This is a genomic window from Pseudomonas sp. Os17, from assembly GCF_001547895.1.
Classification (GTDB): domain Bacteria; phylum Pseudomonadota; class Gammaproteobacteria; order Pseudomonadales; family Pseudomonadaceae; genus Aquipseudomonas.
Window position 1 is genome coordinate 5360359 of the sequence record NZ_AP014627.1, and the last position, 19641, is coordinate 5379999.

Consider the following 19641-nt stretch of genomic DNA (forward strand, 5'->3'; position numbering starts at 1 on the left):
GGCAAAAATCTTCAAGGTTGTTGCGGTAAACAAACAAAGCAATAAGTAGTGCAAACGAACAATGACTACAACTTCGGAGCATAGTAGCCTCTCGTTGCGCTTGAACTCAGGAGTCCGTGCATGTCCGTTCGTCGTACCAAAATCGTTGCCACCCTTGGCCCGGCCAGTAACTCGCCGGAAGTTCTCGAACAGTTGATTCTTGCAGGCCTGGATGTCGCCCGCCTGAACTTCTCCCACGGCACGCCGGACGAGCACAAGGCTCGCGCCCAACTGGTCCGCGACCTGGCAGCCAAGCACGGCCGCTTCGTGGCCATCCTCGGTGACCTGCAAGGCCCGAAAATCCGTATCGCCAAATTCGCCAACAAGCGTATCGAACTGAAGATCGGTGACAAGTTCACCTTCTCCACCGTGCATCCGTTGACCGAAGGCAACCAGGACATCGTCGGCATCGACTACCCGGACCTGGTCAAGGACTGCGGCGTCAATGACGAACTGCTGCTGGACGATGGCCGCGTGGTGATGCGCGTGGAAACCGCCACCGCCACCGAGCTGCATTGCGTGGTGACCGTGGGCGGCCCGCTGTCCGACCACAAAGGCATCAACCGTCGTGGCGGCGGCCTGACCGCTCCGGCCCTGACCGAAAAGGACAAGGCCGACATCAAGCTGGCGGCCGAAATGCAGGTTGACTACTTGGCCGTGTCCTTCCCTCGCGACGCCGCCGATATGGAATACGCGCGCAAGCTGCGTGACGAATCCGGTGGCACTGCCTGGCTGGTGGCGAAGATCGAACGCGCCGAAGCCGTGGCCGACGACGAAACCCTCGACGGCCTGATCAATGCCAGCGACGCGGTGATGGTGGCCCGTGGCGACCTGGGCGTGGAAATCGGCGATGCCGAGCTGGTGGGCATCCAGAAGAAAATCATTCTGCACGCCCGTCGCCACAACAAGGCGGTGATCGTGGCGACCCAGATGATGGAGTCGATGATCCAGAACCCGATGCCGACCCGTGCCGAAGTGTCCGACGTGGCCAACGCCGTGCTCGACTACACCGACGCGGTCATGCTCTCGGCGGAAAGCGCCGCCGGCGCCTACCCGCTGGAAGCGGTGCAGGCCATGGCGCGGATCTGTGTCGGGGCGGAAAAGCACCCCACCAGCAAGACCTCCAGCCACCGCATGGGCAAGGTGTTCGAAAGCTGCGACCAGAGCATCGCCCTGGCCGCCATGTACACCGCCAACCACTTCCCTGGCGTCAAGGCGATCATCGCCCTGACCGAAAGTGGCTATACCCCGCTGATCATGTCGCGCATCCGCTCCTCGGTGCCGATCTATGCCTACTCCCCGCACCGCGAAACCCAGGCTCGCGCGGCAATGTTCCGTGGCGTCTACACCATCCCGTTCGACCCGGCCTCCCTGCCGCCCGAGCAGGTCAGCCAGGCCGCGATCGATGAGCTGCTCAAGCGCGGCGTCGTGGAGAAAGGCGACTGGGTGATCCTCACCAAGGGCGACAGCTACCACACCACCGGTGGCACCAACGGCATGAAGATCCTGCACGTTGGCGACCCGATGGTCTGAGTACCGACCCGCTGTACGAAAAGCCCCGGCGCCGAAAACGCCGGGGCTTTTTCATGTCCGCCGGGAACAGATATCGCCGCCCTCAACCCTTGGCGAGAAACCCGGACAGCGCGGCAATCGCTTCCGGCGACTGCAGGCGCCGGGTGAATTCCATCCCCTCCTGCTCGATGACCTGGCGCAACAGCTCACGATCCGGCGCCTGCATCAGGCGCTTGCTGATCTGCACCGCGTCGGGCGCCAGCTGACTGAAACGCAAGGCCGCTTCCCGGGCCTTGGCCAAGGTCGCTGCGCCATCCCCCAAAGCCGCAGTGGCAATGCCCCAGGCAGCGGCCTGTTCGCCACTGAAGCCTTCGCCGAGCAGCAGCAACTCAGCGGCCTTGGCCCGCCCCAGCAGGCGCGGCAGGATCAGGCTCGAACCGAATTCCGGACACAGCCCAAGGTTGACGAACGGCATGCGCAAGCGCGCATCACGACTGACGTAGACCAGATCGCAATGCAGCAGCAAGGTGGTGCCAATGCCCACCGCCGCCCCCGCGACCGCAGCCACCACCGGCTTGCGACAATCGAGCAGGTTGCGCATGAAGTGGAACACCGGGCTGTCGAGGTCCTTGGGGGGCTGCTCCAGGAAGTCGGCGATGTCGTTGCCGGCGGTAAAGCATTCGCTGCTGCCGCAGATCAGCACGGCATTGATTTGCGGATCGGCGTCCGCCTCGGCCAGGGCCTGGGCCAGGCGACCGTACATGGCACGGGTCAGGGCGTTTTTCTTGTCGGGGCGGTTCAGGCGCAGGGTCAGCAGCCCACCTTCGCGGTGCAGCTCGATGGCATCGGTCATGGAGATCTCGCTTTGGAAAAGTCAGCGCTCAACCACGGGGCAGGAACACATCGGCCAGCAGTTGATTGCGCGGCAGCCCCGCCAGGTACAGACGCCGGGCAAAGGCTTCGACACTGTCGGGGTGCCCGCAGAGTAAGGCCAGGGTTTGCCGGGAAACAAGCCGCAGTTGCGCCAAGGCCGCCGTCAGCTCAGCCCCCTGCCACAGCTCGACGCTCAGTTGCGGGCGGTTCGCCGCCAGCGCAGCCAAGGGTTTGGCCAGGTAATGCTCGGAACTGTCATGGGCCAGGTGAATGAGACGGATAGGGCCTTGGTGATCCTGCCGCAAGGCCTCGCGCAGAACGCCAAACAACGGCGCCAGCCCGGTGCCCGCCGCCAGCAGCCAAAGGGGCCGTTGCTGCCAGTCCGGGTCGTAGTGCAAGGCACCACCGCTCAACTCGCCCAGAGAGAGGGTATCGCCCACCTGCAACTGGCGCGCCGCATCGCTGAATTGCCCCGGGTGCCGACAGTCCAGGTGAAACTCCAGGAAGCGGTCTTCTTCCGGCAGGCTGGCCAGGGAGTATGGCCGGGCCACCTGAGTGGCCGTCCACAGCACCAGGTGCTGGCCGGCGCGATAACGCAACGGCCGTTCAGGTTGCAGGCGCAAGCGCAGGACCGAGGAAGACAGCCAGTCCAGCCCGATCACCCTGGCCGGCTGGCCATCGCGCTGCGGATTGAACGTCTCGACCTGCAGATCCTCCACCACCTGGCACTGACAGGCCAGGCGCCAGCCGCGACGGCGCTGCTCATCGCTCAGGGCATCCGGCCGACTGTCGCTGGGCAGTCCCTGGACACAGTGCACCAGACAGGCGTGACAACTGCCGGCGCGGCAACTGTAGGGCACCGCCACACCGGCCTGATTCAAGGCATCCAGCAGATTGCTGGCCGGCGCCACCGACCAGCGCCGGCTACCGACGGTCAATTCAGGCATCGAGGTTTTCCCAGGCGGCCGAGCAACGATTGCGGCCATCGCGCTTGGCCCGGTACAGCGCCTGGTCGGCCCGTTGCAGAGCGACGTCCAGGTCATCGCCGGCCTGCAGCAGGGTCATCCCCGCGGACAGACTCAGGTCACGCACATTCAGGCCCACCAGTTGCACCTCCATGAAGGCCAGGCGCAGGCGTTCACAGCAGGAGGTCAGGCGCTCGGCATCACACTCGGGCAGCAGGACCACGAACTCCTCACCGCCGTAGCGCGCCAGTACATCGCCGTCCCGCAGGCAGGCGCTGGCCACTCCGGCGAAGGCCTGCAACACCTGATCCCCCGCCGCGTGACCATGCAGATCGTTGATGCGCTTGAAATGATCCAGATCGATCAGTGCCAACCCATGCACCTGCTCCTGGCCCATGGCCTGCAGTTCACGGCTGGCATTGCGCAGGAAGTGCCGACGATTGAACAGGCCGGTGAGTTCGTCGGTGGCCACCAGATCCTCCAGTTGCCGCATCATTCCCCGCAGCGTGTCCTGGTGGGCCTGCAAGGCAAAACGCCGCTGCCGCATGCGCGAGCGCGAAGCCTGCACATAGGCGGCGTACAGGCACATCCACACCAGCATCACCAGCAACACACAGACTTGCAGCGCCGCCAGTTGCGGGTCCTCGAGGACAAAACGAAAACCGTCGCACAGGTTGACCCCGGCAAAGCAGAAGAAGATCAGCGCCGCGCAGCGCAGGTAGGCGCGCCGGGACAAGTGAAACAGGCCGAACAGCAGCGGCAGGATATAGAACACCAGAAAGGCGCCGCGGGCCTGATCCAGATGGGCAATCAGCCAGGTCTGCCAGGCAATGCCCAACACCACCTGGACCTCGGTCAGGCTGGGGTCGGCAAAGCGCAGGTTGCGCCCACTGGTGAAGACCCAGTACAGCACCCCCTGGCTGGCCACCACCAACGCGCTGCCCAACAGTGCACTGCTGATGGAGGCGCGATAGTGCCCCGTAAGAACGGCCAGCCAGAACAGCAGCAGGATCAGTCCGTACGTGCCAGCGGCAATGCTGAAGCGCTTGAACAACAAGCTCTGGATGGCTTTATGGGTCAATCGTCGATTCACCGTGAGAAAGGAGGCTTAAAGAGTGTCCTACCCTGCAGGCCAGTTGCCACTTTAGTGCTGCGCCCTGCAAATGACTATCCAAATTTTAAGCCGTGTTCCGCGCTTTCGCCGCCGATCCACGCAAGAACGGTGCCCATCCGATAGGCGACTTTCGTTTGCCCGGCTGGCGGGTGTGCCAGGCCCCCAGGCGCGGTATACTGCCGCGCCTTTTTAGCGTCGCGCCAGTTGTCTGTCCGGCGTGCCTTAGAAGGTGCCTGCAACCGACCGATGTACCCCGCTGCAGCCACCTTATTAAATGTTCCCGTCTTTTAGAGGAGCGCGACTCATGACCGTGATCAAGCAAGACGACCTGATTCAGAGCGTTGCCGACGCCCTGCAGTTCATTTCCTACTACCACCCCGTGGACTTCATCCAGGCGATGCACGAGGCCTACCTGCGCGAAGAATCGCCGGCCGCCCGTGATTCCATGGCGCAGATCCTGATCAACTCGCGCATGTGCGCCACCGGCCACCGGCCGATCTGCCAGGACACCGGCATCGTCACCGTGTTCGTTCGCGTGGGCATGGACGTGCGCTGGGACGGCGCCACCATGAGCCTGGACGACATGATCAACGAAGGCGTGCGTCGCGCCTACAACCTGCCGGAAAACGTCCTGCGCGCCTCCATCCTCGCCGACCCGGCAGGTGCCCGGAAAAACACCAAGGACAACACCCCGGCGGTCATCCACTACTCCATCGTCCCGGGCAACACCGTGGAAGTGGACGTGGCAGCCAAGGGCGGCGGCTCCGAGAACAAGTCGAAGATGGCCATGCTCAACCCGTCCGACTCGATCGTCGACTGGGTGCTCAAGACCGTTCCGACCATGGGTGCCGGCTGGTGCCCACCGGGCATGCTGGGCATCGGCATCGGCGGCACCGCCGAGAAAGCCGCGGTGATGGCCAAGGAAGTGTTGATGGAATCCATCGACATCCACGAGCTCAAGGCTCGCGGCCCGTCCAACCGCATCGAAGAAATGCGCCTGGAGCTGTTCGAGAAGGTCAACCAGCTGGGCATCGGCGCCCAGGGCCTGGGCGGCCTGACCACCGTGCTCGACGTGAAGATCATGGACTACCCGACCCACGCCGCCTCCCTGCCGGTGTGCATGATCCCCAACTGCGCCGCCACCCGCCACGCGCACTTCGTGCTCGACGGCTCGGGCCCGGCCGCACTGGAAGCACCACCTCTGGACGCCTACCCGGAAATCGTCTGGGAAGCCGGCCCGTCGGCGCGTCGGGTCAACCTCGACACCCTGACCCCGGAAGAAGTACAGAGCTGGAAACCGGGCGAAACCGTGCTGCTCAACGGCAAGATGCTCACCGGCCGCGACGCTGCGCACAAGCGCATGGTCGAGATGCTGAACAAGGGCGAAACCCTGCCGGTGGACCTCAAGGGTCGCTTCATCTACTACGTTGGCCCGGTTGATCCGGTAGGCGACGAAGTGGTGGGTCCGGCCGGTCCGACCACCGCCACGCGGATGGACAAGTTCACCCGGCAGATCCTCGAGCAGACCGGCCTGCTGGGCATGATCGGCAAGTCCGAGCGCGGCCCGACCGCCATCGACGCGATCAAGGACAGCAAGGCCGTGTACCTGATGGCCGTCGGCGGCGCCGCCTACCTGGTGGCCCAGGCGATCAAGAAGTCCAAGGTCCTGGCCTTTGCCGAACTGGGCATGGAAGCGATCTACGAGTTCGAGGTCAAGGACATGCCGGTGACTGTCGCCGTGGACAGCAAAGGCGAGTCGGTCCACATCACCGGTCCCGCCATCTGGCAGAAAAAGATCAGTGACAGCCTGGCGGTAGAAGTGCAGTAAGCCCTTCTCTCGTCTGGCCAAAGCGGCGGCGCTGTTGAGACAACGGCCCGCCGCTTTTTTTATGCCGCGCCCTTGCGCGACACTGTCGGCGATCAACGTTACCTCCGGCGCTCATGCTATCGTTCCCGCCCCCATTGCAGCCTGCCCCGACTCATGGCCCAGATCTCTCGCCCTCTACGCTTGACGTTCTACATCCTGGTGATTCTCGCCGGTACCGTAATCAGCGCCGGCCTGGCCATGCGCCACGCCGAGCGCCTGGCACTGGTGGAAGAGGCGGCTCGCGCCAACGAGCAGCTGGGACTCTACGCCAACTCCCTGCACACCCTGATCGAGCGCTATCGCGCGCTGCCGGCGGTGCTGGCCCTGGACCCGGAACTGCGTGCGGCGCTGCAGGGCCCGGTCACGGCACAGACCCAGGATGCACTGAACCGCAAGCTGGAAAAGATCAACGGCGCCGCCCGCTCCTCGACCCTTGAGCTGCTCAACCACGAAGGCCTGGCCGTGGCCGCCAGCAACTGGCAGTTGCCCAGCAGCTATGTGGGCCACAATTACGGTTTCCGCCCCTACTTCAAGCAGACCCGTAGCCAGGGCAGCGGACGTTTCTACGCGGTGGGCGTGACCAGCGGGATTCCCGGGTATTTCCTCTCCAGCGCGGTCAAGGCCGACAACGATGACTTCCTCGGGGCCATGGTGGTCAAGCTGGAGTTTCCCGAGCTGGAGCATGAATGGAGCCAGGGCAATGACACCCTCCTGGTCAGCGACTCGCGAGGCATCATCTTTATCGCCAACCAGCCCGGCTGGCGCTATCGGCAGTTACAGCCGCTGTCCGAAAGCGATCTGGCGGACATCAGGCTGACCCGCCAGTACGACAAGCAACCCCTGACTCCGCTGCAACACACGGCCCTGCAACGGTTTGACGCCAACAGCAGCCTGGTCCGGGTCGACGGCCCCGACGGCGTTGCCAATTACCTGTGGGAATCCCTGCCGCTGAGCGCCGAAGGCTGGACCCTGCACCTGCTGCGCAAGCCGGCGAGCGCCTTCGAGGAAAGCCGCAACGCCGGCCTCGCCGCCGCCGGCGCCTGGCTGACCCTGGTGTTCCTGTTGCTGTTCCTCAGCCAGCGCTGGCGCCTGGGGAAAATCCGCCAGCGCAATCGCCAGGAGCTGGAACAACTGGTGGAAGAACGCACCCGGGACCTGCGCACCGCCCAGGAAGGCCTAGTGCAATCGGCCAAGCTGGCCGCCCTGGGGCAGATGTCCGCGGCCCTGGCCCATGAAATCAACCAGCCACTGACCGCCCAGCGCATGCAGCTCGCCACCCTGCGGCTGCTGCTGGATCACGGTCGGGTGGATGAGGCCTACAAGGCCCTGCGGCCCCTGGACGACATGCTGACGCGCATGGCCGCCCTCACCAGTCATCTCAAGACCTTTGCCCGCAAGAGCCCCAGCGGCCTGCGCGAACGCCTGGACCTGGCCGCGGTGGTGGACCAGTCGCTGCAACTGCTGGAAACCCGGCTGCGTGCCGACAACATCCAGGTCGAGCTGCACCTGACCCGCCCGGCCTGGGTTCGCGGCGATGCCATCCGCCTGGAGCAGGTGCTGATCAACCTGCTGCGCAACGCCCTCGACGCCATGCAGAACAAGCCCGAAAAACACCTGCAGATCAGCCTCGAAGCCGAGGACCAGCTGTGGCAACTGCGGGTCGCCGACAGCGGCGGCGGGATCGCCGAAGAACACCTGCTGAGCGTGTTCGACCCGTTCTTCACCACCAAGCCGGTGGGCGACGGCCTGGGCCTGGGTCTGGCGGTGTCCTACGCCATCGTCCATGAACTGGGAGGACGCTTGAGCGCCGCCAATCGCGATCAGGGCGCAGTGTTCACCCTGAGCCTGCCCATCGACCTGGAGGCCCATATCCAATGCTGAACTCGGTGATCGTGGTGGATGACGAGGCCAGTATCCGCACCGCCGTCGAACAGTGGCTGAGCCTCTCGGGGTTCAGCGTCCAGCTGTTCAGCCGTGGCGAGGACTGCCTGGCGCAATTGCCGCAGAACTTTCCCGGGGTGATCCTCAGCGACGTGCGCATGCCTGGTATCAGTGGCCTGGAGCTGCTGGCCCAGGTCCAGCGCCTGGACCCGGATCTGCCGATCATCCTGCTCACCGGCCACGGTGATGTGCCCATGGCGGTCGAGGCCATGCGCGACGGCGCCTATGACTTCCTGGAAAAACCCTTCAGCCCCGATACCCTGCTCAGCAGCCTGCGCCGGGCCCTGGACAAGCGGCGCCTGGTCCTGGAGAACCGCCACCTGCATCACCAGGCCGACAGCCGGGCCAAGCTCGATGCCACCTTGCTCGGGGCGTCCCGCGCCCTGCAGACCCTGCGCCGCCAGGTGCTGGACCTGGCCGCGCTGCCAGTCAATGTGCTGATCCGTGGCGAAACCGGCAGCGGCAAGGAGCTGGTTGCCCGCTGCCTGCACGACTTCGGCCCCCGGGCCGGCAAACCCTTCGTGGCCCTGAACTGCGCAGCGATCCCCGAGCAGTTGTTCGAGGCCGAACTGTTCGGCCATGAAAGCGGGGCGTTCACCGGCGCCCAGGGCCGACGCATCGGCAAGCTGGAATACGCCGACGGCGGCACGCTGTTTCTCGACGAGATCGAGAGCATGCCCCTGGCCCAGCAGGTCAAGCTGCTGCGGGTGTTGCAGGAACAGAAACTGGAGCGCCTGGGGGCCAACCAGAGCATCAAGGTCGACCTGCGGGTGATCGCCGCCACCAAACCGGACCTGCTGGAGGAAGCGCGGGCCGGACGATTCCGCGAAGACCTGGCCTATCGCCTGACCGTGGCCGAACTGCGCCTGCCGCCCCTGCGCGAGCGCCGCGAAGACATTCCACAGCTCTACGAGCACTTCGCCCGGGCCGCCGCCGAGCGCCTGGGACGCAGCGTCGCGCCCTTGAGTGGCGCCCAGTTGAGCCGCCTGCTCAGTCACGACTGGCCGGGCAACGTGCGCGAACTGGCCAACGCCGCCGAGCGTCAGGTGCTGGGCCTCGGGGAGCCGGAGGCCGAAGTGCTTGAAACCGGCCCATCCCTGGCCGCGCAGCAGGAAGCCTTCGAAGCCCAATGCCTGCGCGCCGCCCTGACCCGCCACAAGGGCGAGATCAAGGCCGTGCTCAACGAACTGCAACTGCCACGCCGGACCCTGAATGAAAAAATGCAGCGGCACGGCCTGACCCGGGAAATGTTCCTCAAGGACAGCTGAAGCGACAACGGCAGCAGAAGCGGCAAGCGGCAAGCGGCAAGCCAAACGCCAAGCTTGCGGCTTGCAGCTTAAAGCTTGCCCCTGCCCCCCCCCTGGCAGATTTCCGCTCATGAGATCGCCGCCAATCGGCGGATTTCCGCTCATCCTTTTCGCCAAACCCTTGTATTCCGGGCTTCCCGGCCCTGGCACAGGTCCTGCTATAGCCCCAGCAGGCTGCGCTTGCGCGCGCTCCACAAAAACAATGAATAGAAGGATCCGTCATGGATATCTCTAATACCCTGCCTGCTGGGTCGGCGGCCGCATCCGCCACCGAAAAGACCACCGCCAGCCGCCTGAAGTCGATCTTCAGCGGTTCCGTGGGCAACATGGTCGAGTGGTACGACTGGTACGTCTACGCCGCCTTCTCGCTGTACTTCGCCAAGGTCTTCTTCCCCAAGGGCGACACCACCGCGCAACTGCTGAACACCGCCGCGATCTTCGCCGTGGGCTTCCTGATGCGCCCGATCGGTGGCTGGCTGATGGGCCTGTACGCCGACCGCAAAGGCCGTAAAGCCGCGCTGATGGCTTCGGTGCTGCTGATGTGCTTCGGCTCGCTGATCATCGCCCTGACCCCGGGTTACGAAACCATCGGCGTCGGCGCCCCGATCCTGCTGGTGCTGGCGCGCCTGATGCAGGGCCTGTCGGTGGGCGGTGAATACGGCACCTCGGCCACCTACCTCAGCGAGATGGCGACCAAGGATCGTCGCGGCTTCTTCTCCAGCTTCCAGTACGTGACCCTGATCTCCGGCCAGCTCATCGCCCTGGGGGTACTGATCGTGCTGCAGAACATCCTCACCACCGAGGAGCTGCAATCCTGGGGCTGGCGGATTCCGTTCGGCATCGGCGCCCTGTGTGCGGTGGTGGCGCTCTACCTGCGTCGCGGCATGGAAGAAACCGAGTCCTTCACCAAGAAGAAAGAGAAGCCCAAAGAAAGCCTGATGCGCACCCTGATGCGTCATCCCAAGGAACTGCTGACCGTGGTCGGCCTGACCATGGGCGGCACCCTGGCCTTCTACACCTACACCACCTACATGCAGAAATACCTGGTGAACACCGTCGGCATGAGCATTTCCGACTCGACCACCATTTCTGCCGCCACCCTGTTCCTGTTCATGTGCCTGCAGCCGGTAATCGGTGCCCTCTCGGACAAGGTCGGCCGGCGGCCGATCCTGATTGCCTTCGGCATCCTCGGCACGCTGTTCACCGTGCCGATCCTCACCACCCTGCACACCATCCAGACCTGGTGGGGCGCGTTCTTCCTGATCATGGCGGCGCTGATCATCGTCAGCGGCTATACCTCGATCAACGCAGTGGTCAAGGCCGAGCTGTTCCCCACGGAAATCCGCGCCCTGGGCGTGGGCCTGCCCTACGCACTGACCGTGTCGATCTTCGGCGGCACCGCGGAATACATCGCCCTGTGGTTCAAGAGCATCGGCATGGAAACCGGCTACTACTGGTACGTCACCGCCTGTATTGCCTGTTCGCTGCTGGTCTACGCGACCATGAAGGACACCCGCAAGCATTCGCGGATCGAGACCGACTGAAATCCACAGCGCCCGGGTGCAAGGCCCGGGCGCTTTTTTTCGCGATCTGTGGGGAGGCGTTCGCCGGCCAGCCGGCGCCTACAGAAAGTGGGTGTGGCTCAGGAGAGTTCGGCGGCGCCCTGGCGCGCATAGCGGTTCTGGGCCCAGGCCGCGCCGACAATCATCACCAGCAGAATCCCCGCCAGTACCGCCGACGAGCCGATGGTGCCGAAATCCAGCCCGCCCTTTTCATGGGGCTTGGTGAGGAAGTCGCCCAGGGTGGCGCCGAACGGCCGGGTCAGCACGAAGGCCACCCAGAACAGCAGCACCGACGAGAGCCGGGTGAGGTACTTGAGCAGGACCACCACGGCAATGGTCGAGCCGATCAGCAACGCCCCGCCGGCAAAACCCAGCCCCGAATCGTCCGCCAGGTAATCGCCCAGGGCGGTGCCCAGGGTGTTGGAAAACAGGATCGCCATCCAATAGAACAGCTCGCCGCGAAAGGTCTGGATCCTGTTGACGTTCAGCGAGTCGCCACTCAGGCGCCAGGCGGCGAAGATCGCCAGCAGCATCCCGATCAGGATCAGCGAGCCACTGGCATAGCCCAGGCCCAGGGTGCGGTCCATGAAGTCCGACAGGGTGGTGCCGGCGGTACTGGTGGAGAGAATCACCATCCAGTACAGCACCGGGTTGTAGGTCTTGGACCACAGCTGGGTGACCAGGGTCAGCAGGAACACGCTGATCAGGATCATCGAGCTGATGGCGTAACCGACATTGAGGGTCATCGACAGCAGATCACCGGCGGTTTCCCCCAAGGTTGTCGCGCAGATTTTCATGACCCAGAAGGCCAGGGTGATCTGGGGAAGTTTGTTCATTGATCAAGGAGCTCCAAGGGTCGCATTCAAAATGGCCTGTCGTGGGTTGCAGACCTGCGCGAAGGCTGAAGGCTCGGGGGTGAAAAATAGGTCGGGGGCGAATGAAAAAACCGTTGATGGTTTTTTTAATCCTTTCCTGCCCCATGGACTGAGCCATTAACGGTCAGTTAATGCCGGCTCCTTAGGCTGCTACTGAATCCAAGTTGCGACTTGGTGCGTATCTGTAATGAGGCCTGAATGCGCTGATCGGCGGTGAGTGACGCCCCTATACACATCGATAAATTAGATTTTAATAAGCATTTATTTGCGCTTTTTAATCAACTTTATCGGAGTAGGATTCACATCAAGCCCAACGCAAACACCTCAACGAACCCGGAGACACCGCCATGAAAACCAAACTGATCCTCGCCCTGACCCTGTCGGTACTGGCTGCCAACACCTTCGCTGCCGACGGTTACGACCGCACCGGTTCCGCCACCCTCGCCGCCGATGGTTACGACCGCACCGGTTCCGCCACTCTCGCTGCCGATGGCTACGACCGCACCGGTTCCGCCACCTTCGCCGCCGATGGCTACGACCGCACCGGTTCCGCCACCTTCGCGGCCGACGGCTACGACCGCACCGGTTCCGCCACCTTCGCCGCCGACGGCTACGACCGCACCGGTTCCGCCACCTTCGCCGCCGACGGCTACGACCGCACCGGTTCCGCCACCTTCGCGGCCGACGGTTACGATCGCACCGGTTCCGCCACCATCAGCTGATCGACTCACCTGACATCACAGCCCGGCTTCGGCCGGGCTTAGTCTTTTGTGCTCCGCCAACATCCCCCGTCAGCGGCCTAAACCGGGGTTTGGAACGCTGGAATTCGAGCAGTGCGCACTGCACTATGGCGCCCTTCACTCGCCCCACAGCAGGAGCCTTGAGCCATGTCCGACGATATCCACTTCTACCAACCCGCCCTGGGCCACGGTCTGCCCCATGACCCGTTCAATGCCATCGTCGGCCCGCGCCCCATCGGCTGGATCTCTTCCCAGGATGCACAAGGCCGGCTGAACCTGGCGCCTTACAGCTTCTTCAATGCCTTCAACTACATTCCACCGATCATCGGGTTCTCCAGCGTCGGGCGCAAAGACAGCCTGAACAACATCGAGGCCACCGGTGAATTCGCCTGGAACCTGGCCACCCGGCCACTGGCCGAGCAGATGAACCAGAGCTGCGCCGCGGTTGCGCCCGAGGTCGACGAGTTCGCCCTGGCCGGCCTGACGCCCGTGGCGTCGAAGGTCATCAGTGTGCCGCGGGTAGCCGAGAGCCCGGTGTCCTTCGAGTGCAAGGTCACCCAGATCATTCAATTGCAGCGGGCGGACCAAGAGCTGGTGCCGAGCTGGCTGATCCTCGGCGAGGTGGTCGCCGTGCATATCGCCAAGTGGCTGCTCAAGGACGGGATCTACGACACCGCCGCGGCAGAACCGATTCTGCGCGGCGGCGGACCGGCGGATTACTTCCAGCTGGGGCCGGAAGCGTTGTTCAAGATGCACCGCCCGGGGGCGGTCAAGTAGCGCGACGAATCAGTCGGCTTTCCAGCTCAATTCGCCGTCCTGATCGACGTCGGCCAGCTGTTCGAGTTGTTGTGCGGCAGCCTGGTCGGCGTCATGAGCAGTCTTGAACCTCTGCTCATCCAGGACTTTGTGAAAGCGCGGGGCGCCCGATGCTCCGAGGGCTTTGACGGCGATGGCGGCGCTGTATCCGCCCTCCCCCGGAACCACCGCGGAAACGGCTTCGTAATGTGCAAACTCTTTGCGTGCCATGTTGCAAGTCCTGGCCAATGAAAAGTCGGCCATTCTAAACCTTCAACTGGCCAGCTTGTGCAGCGGTGCACGCTGCAGTTGGGGGTATTCGCCATGGGCTTGCAGCGCCGACACCGTACCGAAGGTATGAAAATCCAGGCTGTTGACCACCAGGTCCTGCACCAGCTCGGCAAAGATCGCCATGGCCGGCGAGCTGAAATAGGCGGTCATCGCCTGCTGGCTGCTCCAGAAACCGGACACCAGCCACAGGTCGGCATCACACTGCGAATGCTGCAGGGCGAAGTGCAGGCAACCACTGGCCTGGCGCGACGGTTCGATCAGGCTGCTCAAGCGCGCACCCAGTTCCTTGGAACGCCCGGCCCGGGCTCGGACAAAGGCCATGTGACTGACCGGAATATGCGTGGACATGTGCGACCCTCCCAGGGTGTTGTCGAGGCAGCCGGGGACGGGCTGCGACAGGATCAACGATACGGGGCGGGCCCTTTCGCGCGTTAGTCGATTTCTGCCGTTGATTTGCCCAATCCTGCGACCAGCCGCTTTCTCCATCGCTTGGGCGGCGGCATGGGGCAAAAGCGTTACCGCGGCGTTTCAAGCAAGTGACGCGCCCGGGCGTCGGCGCCTCTTGTCTATCCCGCGCGTAAGCAGCAGGATCAGGCAAGTTTTACGCAGGATTCGCCTACCCGCGACTCTTGCACAAACTTAAGCTGTGCCGACTGCAAACACCCCGAGGCGCCCCATGTCATCACTGGATACCCTGCCGCCGCCCCTGGCTCCGGAGATGGAACGCCAGCGCGTGGAACTGGCCGCGATCATCGCGCGCAACACCACCGAAGACGGCAGCTACGCCACTGCCATCGACTCGCTGTTCGTCTCGCGCCACAGCACCTCCCATCACTTCGGCTCGGTGCTGGCGCAACCAGCGCTGTGCATCATGGCCCAGGGCCGCAAGGAAGTGCGCCTGGCCGATGAAAGCTACAACTACGACCCGCTGAATTACCTGGTGGTCTCGGTTTCCGTACCGCTGAGCGGCAAGGTGGCGATCGTGTCGCCGCAGGAGCCGATCCTGGCCCTGCGCCTGGACATCGACCCCGGCGAAATCAATGCGCTGATCGCCGATGCCGGCCCCCTCGGCGTCCCTGCCCGGCCCACCGGGCGCGGCCTGTACGTGGAACGCCTGGACCCGGCGATGCTCGACGCGGTGCTGCGCCTGACCCGCCTGCTGGACACCCCGAAAGACATCGCCATGCTCGCGCCCCTGGTGCGCCGGGAAATTCTCTATCGCCTGCTGCGCAGCCCCCAGGGCCACCGCCTGTATGAGATCGCCACCGCCAACAGCCAGGGCCACCGGGTCAACCAGGCCATCAAGTGGCTCAACGGCAATTTCGTCCACCCGCTGCGCATCGATGAGCTGGCCCGGGAAGTCAACCTGAGCGTGTCGACCCTGCACCACCGCTTCAAGGCGATGACCGCCATGAGTCCCTTGCAGTACCAGAAACAGCTGCGCCTGCAGGAAGCCCGGCGCTTGATGCTGGCCGAAGGGCTGGAAGCTTCGGCGGCGGGTTACCGGGTCGGCTATGAAAGCCCGTCGCAATTCAGCCGCGAATACAGTCGGTTGTTCGGCGCGCCGCCGTTGCGGGACATGGCGCGCCTGCGGGTTGGCGGGTAGCTCGGGTTCGCCAGAACACGCCGGCGCCTACAGGGCGCGGATGACGTGCTTGAGTTCCTGGAACGCCTGCAGGCCCCAGGGGCCCAGTTCGCGGCCGATGCTGCTCTGCTTGTAACCGCCCCAGGCGGTCTGGGGAAAGATCACCTGGGGCGCGTTGATCCATACCAGGCCGGCCTGCAAGGCATTGGCGACCCGTTCGGCATTGTCCAGGTCCGCTCCCACCACGCTGGCCACCAGGCCGAACTCGCTGTCGTTGGCCAGCGCGATCGCCTCCTGTTCGCTGCTGAAGCTGCGCACGCAAAGCACCGGGCCAAAGATCTCTTCGCGCCACAGGGCGCTGTCCAGCGGCACTTCGGTGAACACCGTGGGCTGGATGAAAAAGCCCTGGGCCAACCCCACCGGACGGCCGCCGCCACACACCAGCCTGGCGCCGACATTCAAGCCGCGCTCGATGTGCGCCAGCACGCGCCGGTATTGCGCCTGGTTGACCAGGGGGCCCATGGTCACCTCCGGGTCGCACGGGTCGCCCACCCGAATAGCCTCGGTCCGGGCCTTGAGCCGCAAGAGGAATTCATCGGCCAGTTCGTCGGCGACCAACACCCGGCTGGTGGCCGAGCACATCTGCCCGGCATTGAAGAAACCGCCGCCACAGGCCAGTTCCACCGCCAGGCCCAGGTCGGCATCGGCCAGCACCAGCAAGGATGACTTGCCGCCCAGTTCCAGGCTCACGCCCTTGACGGTTTCCGCCGCCCGCTGCATGACCTGGACCCCCACCGCATTGCTGCCGGTGAAGGAAATCTTCGCCACGCGCGGGTCCGCCGCCAACGGCGCGCCCACCGCCAGGCCGGTGCCGCACACCAGGTTGAACACGCCATCGGGCAAGCCGCTGTCGGCAATGATCGCCGCCAGCTCCAGCTCCGCCAGCGGGGTCACTTCCGAAGGCTTGAGCACCACGCAACAGCCCGCCGCCAGAGCGGGCGCGAGCTTCCAGGCGGTGGTGACCATGGGGAAGTTCCACGGCACGATCAGCCCGACCACGCCACAGGGCTCGCGGCGCAAGCGGGCGCTGAAGTCGGCGCTGGGCAGCGCCACCTCGGTGTCCTGGGTCCGGTCCAGACCCTCGGCCAGCCCGGCGTAATAGTCGAAGGTGGCAATCACATCGTCCACGTCCATTGCGGCTTCGAACTGCGGCTTGCCGTTGTTGCTCGACTGCAAGTGCATCAGGCGCTCACGGCGCTCGGCGACGCCGCGGGCAATCCTGCGCAGCACCGCGGCACGCTCGGCCCCACTGCTTTGAGACCAGCGCGCAAAACTTTGGGTGGCGGCCTGCAATGCCTGATCCACCGCCTCGGCACCGCCCCCCGCCACCTGCGCCAGCGGGGCCTCGGTAACGGGGCTGATGACCTGCAACAACGCGTCGCCCGCCGACCATTGGCCGTCGATGTACAGCCCGTTCAACACCGCTTGCGCGCTCATGCCGTGACTCCCTGGGTCCAGCGGTTCTGGTCGATTTCAATCAGGGTCGGACCCTGGCGATCCACCGCCGCACGCAATGCCGCACGCAGTTGCTCGGCGGTGTCGATGCGCTCGGCGGCGCACCCCAGGCCCTTGGCCACGGCAATGAAATCCGGGGTGTAGATGTCGACGCCCACCGGCTCGATGGCGCGGTTGACCATGTATTTCTTGATCTCTTCGTAGCCCTGGTTATTCCACAGCAGGACGATGATCGGGGTCTGCGCCTCTACCGCGCAGGCCAGTTCCGCGAGCGTGAACTGCAAGCCACCGTCGCCGATCAGGCAGGCCACCGGCCGGCGCTGGCTGGGCTGCGAGCCGCCGCCGAGCCAGGCACCAATCGCCGCCGGCAAGGCATAACCCAAGGTGCCGTAGCCGGTGGAGGCATTGAACCAGCGTCGTGGCCGCTCGGGGTTGAAGGTCAGGTTGCCGCTGTACACCGGCTGGGTGGAATCGCCCACCACGACGATCTCCGGCAACTCCTTGAGCACGGTTGCCAGCAACCGGGTCTGGGCCCGGGTCGGCGCGTCCCACAGGCCTTCGAGTTCGCTGCGCAGAGCCGCAGCCCGAACCGGGCCCCAATCGGTGCTCCGGGCACTCAAGGGCTGGCGCGACAATTCTGCCAGCAGCGCTTGGGCTGCAATCTGTGCGTCGGCCACCAGTGCCACTTTCGGCGGGTAGTTGCGCACGGTCTGGTCGGGGTCGATATCGATGCGCAGCAAGGCACCGGGAATTTCAAAACCACCGGCGAAGGTCACGTCATAGTCGGTTTCCGCCAGTTCGGTGCCGATGGCCAGCACCACGTCGGCCTCCGCCACCAGGGCCCGGGTCGCCACCAGCGACTGGGTGGAGCCGATCAGCAGCGGATGCGCCGACGGCAGCAGGCCCTTGGCGTTGATGGTCAAGGCCACCGGCGCTTGCAGCCGTTCCGCCAGGTGGGTCAGGGCCTCTGCGGCGTCAATGGCGCCACCACCGGCCAGAATCAACGGCCGCTTGGCGTTGGCCAACAGCTGGCTCATCTGCGCGATGGCCGCCGGGGCGGCGCCGGCACGGGCGATCTGCACCGGCTCGCAAGCCAGCAAGTGGTCGGCTTCCTGGACCAGCACATCGAGGGGAATCTCGATGTGCACCGGCCGTGGACGCCCGGCCTGGAACAGGGCGAAGGCCCGGGCCAGCACTGCCGGCAGCTCGTCGGCGCTCATCAGGGTATGGGAAAACGCCGCCACGCCACTGACCAGCGCACTCTGGTTGGGCAACTCGTGCAGCTTGCCGCGTCCGCCGCCCAGTTGGCTGCGGGTCTGCACGCTGGAGATCACCAGCATCGGGATCGAGTCGGCGTAGGCCTGGCCCATGGCGGTGGTGATGTTGGTCATGCCGGGACCGGTGATGATGAAACACACGCCGGGCTTGCCACGGGTGCGGGCGTAGCCATCGGCCATGAAACCGGCCCCCTGTTCATGCCGTGGGGTGACGTGCTTGATGGAAGAACGGGCCAGGCCGCGGTACAGCTCGACCGTATGCACCCCCGGAATGCCGAACACCTGCTCGACGCCATAGCCCTCGAGTAACTTGACCAGTACTTCACCGCACGTCGCCATCTCATCGCCCTTCTTGTTGATTGGATACCCGGCGGGCGCCACTGCCGGGCGCCGGGAGAGGGCTATTGGAACGGCGCGCCGGTAGCCGCAACAATGGATAAAAAGTCATACTAGCCATGTCCCCACGTCATGCCTTGGCTCCCCATGAAACGCCTTCCCCCCCTGCCCGCGCTGCACACTTTTCTGGTCACCGCCCAGTGCTGCAACTTCACCCGCGCCGCCGAGCAACTGCACATCACGCAAGGCGCCGTGAGCCGGCAGATCGCCGGACTGGAAAGCCACCTGGGTTATCCGTTGTTCCAGCGCCAGGCCCGCGGCCTGAGCCTCACGGCCGAAGGCCGGGAATGGCTGCCGCGGGTGCAGCAGGTGTTCGAACTGATCAATGGTGCGGTGGACGAGATCGGCGGGCGCAATCGCCACCTGCGGCTCAAGGCCCCGACCTGTGTGATGCGCTGGCTGCTGCCCCGCTTGCTGCAGTGGCAGAAGGAGCGCCCCGAGGTGCCGGTGCAACTGACCACGACCATTGCCCACGGGGTGGATTTCGGCCGCGAGCCGTTTGACGCGGCGGTGATGTATGGCGCGCCGCCGCCCCCGACCCTGGGCTCGCGGCACCTGTTCAATGAACAGCTGACCCCGGTCTGCTCCCAGCCGCTGCTGGAAGGCCCGGTACCGCTCAAAAGCCCAGCCGACCTGCAACAGCACCTGCTGTTGCACCCATCCCATGACCAACGGGACTGGCAGACCTGGCTCAAGGCCGCCGGTACGCCACTGGACACCCTGGGCAAGGGCCAGCACTTCGAAACCCTGGACCTGGCGATGTCCGTGGCGTCCCAGGGCACGGGCGTGGCGATTGGCGACTGGGCGTTGATTGGCGATGACCTGAGTGCCGGGCGGCTGGTCATGCCCTTTGAATTGAAGGTGCCCACGGGGCAGGCGTATTACCTGGTGTACCCGGAACGTCCGGGGCCTTCGGCGGCCCTGCAGGAACTGCTGGACTGGCTGGTGGAACAGGCCCGACAGCGCTGAAGCAGAAAACCTGATGCC

The 19641-nt window shown here is 64.7% G+C and carries 17 protein-coding genes; 9 read left to right on the plus strand and 8 right to left on the minus strand.

From position 1 onward, the window contains the following. The first annotated feature begins 120 nt into the window (after positions 1-120). Positions 121-1572 carry a pyruvate kinase gene (gene pyk / locus POS17_RS23530; RefSeq protein ID WP_016963242.1) on the plus strand — a complete coding sequence of 484 codons (1452 nt, stop codon included), beginning with the start codon at positions 121-123 and terminating at the stop codon, positions 1570-1572. A gap of 82 nt (positions 1573-1654) precedes the next feature. Here pyk and POS17_RS23535 read toward each other — a convergent pair whose 3' ends face one another. Genes POS17_RS23535 through POS17_RS23545 form a run of 3 tightly spaced genes read right to left on the minus strand, consistent with a single transcriptional unit; the run spans position 1655 to position 4470 of the window. Next, on the minus strand, positions 1655-2404 hold the full coding sequence (locus tag POS17_RS23535) for an enoyl-CoA hydratase-related protein (protein ID WP_060840751.1): 750 nt from the start codon (positions 2402-2404) through the stop codon (positions 1655-1657). Between the two features lie 28 nt (positions 2405-2432). Further along, complete coding sequence (locus POS17_RS23540) at positions 2433-3371, minus strand: iron-sulfur-binding ferredoxin reductase (RefSeq protein WP_060840752.1); 939 nt, start codon at positions 3369-3371, stop codon at positions 2433-2435. After that, on the minus strand, positions 3364-4470 hold the full coding sequence (locus tag POS17_RS23545) for a GGDEF domain-containing protein (RefSeq protein ID WP_060840753.1): 1107 nt from the start codon (positions 4468-4470) through the stop codon (positions 3364-3366). Before POS17_RS23545 ends, POS17_RS23540 begins: the two co-directional genes overlap by 8 nt. Before the next feature lie 337 nt (positions 4471-4807). Here POS17_RS23545 and POS17_RS23550 point away from each other — a divergent pair, with 337 nt between their 5' ends. From POS17_RS23550 to POS17_RS23565, 4 genes are all read left to right on the plus strand, one after another. After that, positions 4808-6331, plus strand: coding sequence for a fumarate hydratase (locus POS17_RS23550; protein WP_060840754.1), 1524 nt, complete (start codon positions 4808-4810; stop codon positions 6329-6331). A 153-nt stretch (positions 6332-6484) separates the two neighbouring features. Then, positions 6485-8251, plus strand: coding sequence for an ATP-binding protein (locus POS17_RS23555; RefSeq protein WP_060840755.1), 1767 nt, complete (start codon positions 6485-6487; stop codon positions 8249-8251). Beyond that, positions 8245-9579, plus strand: coding sequence for a sigma-54-dependent transcriptional regulator (locus POS17_RS23560; protein ID WP_060840756.1), 1335 nt, complete (start codon positions 8245-8247; stop codon positions 9577-9579). The genes POS17_RS23555 and POS17_RS23560 overlap by 7 nt, the downstream gene beginning before the upstream one ends. A gap of 260 nt (positions 9580-9839) precedes the next feature. Further along, positions 9840-11162: an MFS transporter gene (locus tag POS17_RS23565; RefSeq protein ID WP_060840757.1), complete on the plus strand. Its 1323-nt coding sequence runs from the start codon at positions 9840-9842 to the stop codon at positions 11160-11162. A 98-nt stretch (positions 11163-11260) separates the two neighbouring features. Here POS17_RS23565 and POS17_RS23570 read toward each other — a convergent pair whose 3' ends face one another. Then, positions 11261-12016, minus strand: a complete 756-nt coding sequence (locus POS17_RS23570; protein WP_060840758.1) for a COG4705 family protein — start codon at positions 12014-12016, stop codon at positions 11261-11263. A 386-nt stretch (positions 12017-12402) separates the two neighbouring features. On the opposite strand from POS17_RS23570, the gene POS17_RS23575 reads away from it, so the two are divergent. Together POS17_RS23575 and POS17_RS23580 are read left to right on the plus strand one after the other, a co-directional pair. Beyond that, positions 12403-12777: a hypothetical protein gene (locus POS17_RS23575; RefSeq protein WP_060840759.1), complete on the plus strand. Its 375-nt coding sequence runs from the start codon at positions 12403-12405 to the stop codon at positions 12775-12777. 165 nt (positions 12778-12942) lie between these two features. Beyond that, positions 12943-13572 carry a flavin reductase family protein gene (locus POS17_RS23580; RefSeq protein ID WP_060840760.1) on the plus strand — a complete coding sequence of 210 codons (630 nt, stop codon included), beginning with the start codon at positions 12943-12945 and terminating at the stop codon, positions 13570-13572. Positions 13573-13581: 9 nt separating this feature from the next. Here the strand turns inward: POS17_RS23580 and POS17_RS23585 are convergent, their stop codons facing one another. After that, a complete protein-coding gene (locus POS17_RS23585) occupies positions 13582-13854 on the minus strand; it encodes a hypothetical protein (protein ID WP_060840761.1) in 273 nt (90 codons plus the stop codon). A gap of 9 nt (positions 13855-13863) precedes the next feature. Beyond that, positions 13864-14229: a putative quinol monooxygenase gene (locus POS17_RS23590; protein WP_060840762.1), complete on the minus strand. Its 366-nt coding sequence runs from the start codon at positions 14227-14229 to the stop codon at positions 13864-13866. A 328-nt stretch (positions 14230-14557) separates the two neighbouring features. Here POS17_RS23590 and POS17_RS23595 point away from each other — a divergent pair, with 328 nt between their 5' ends. After that, entirely contained in the window at positions 14558-15487 is a 930-nt protein-coding gene (locus POS17_RS23595; protein ID WP_060840763.1) for an AraC family transcriptional regulator, read from the plus strand. 27 nt (positions 15488-15514) lie between these two features. On the opposite strand, the gene POS17_RS23600 is transcribed toward POS17_RS23595, so the two are convergent. Together POS17_RS23600 and POS17_RS23605 are read right to left on the minus strand one after the other, a co-directional pair. Next, positions 15515-16963 (minus strand): aldehyde dehydrogenase family protein, encoded by a 1449-nt coding sequence (locus tag POS17_RS23600; RefSeq protein ID WP_060840764.1) that lies wholly within the window; start codon positions 16961-16963, stop codon positions 15515-15517. Next, positions 16960-18597: a 5-guanidino-2-oxopentanoate decarboxylase gene (locus tag POS17_RS23605; RefSeq protein WP_060840765.1), complete on the minus strand. Its 1638-nt coding sequence runs from the start codon at positions 18595-18597 to the stop codon at positions 16960-16962. Before POS17_RS23605 ends, POS17_RS23600 begins: the two co-directional genes overlap by 4 nt. 144 nt (positions 18598-18741) lie before the next feature. Between POS17_RS23605 and POS17_RS23610 the strand changes: the two genes are divergently transcribed. Continuing rightward, on the plus strand, positions 18742-19623 hold the full coding sequence (locus POS17_RS23610) for a LysR substrate-binding domain-containing protein (RefSeq protein WP_060842006.1): 882 nt from the start codon (positions 18742-18744) through the stop codon (positions 19621-19623). The last annotated feature ends 18 nt before the right edge of the window (positions 19624-19641 follow it).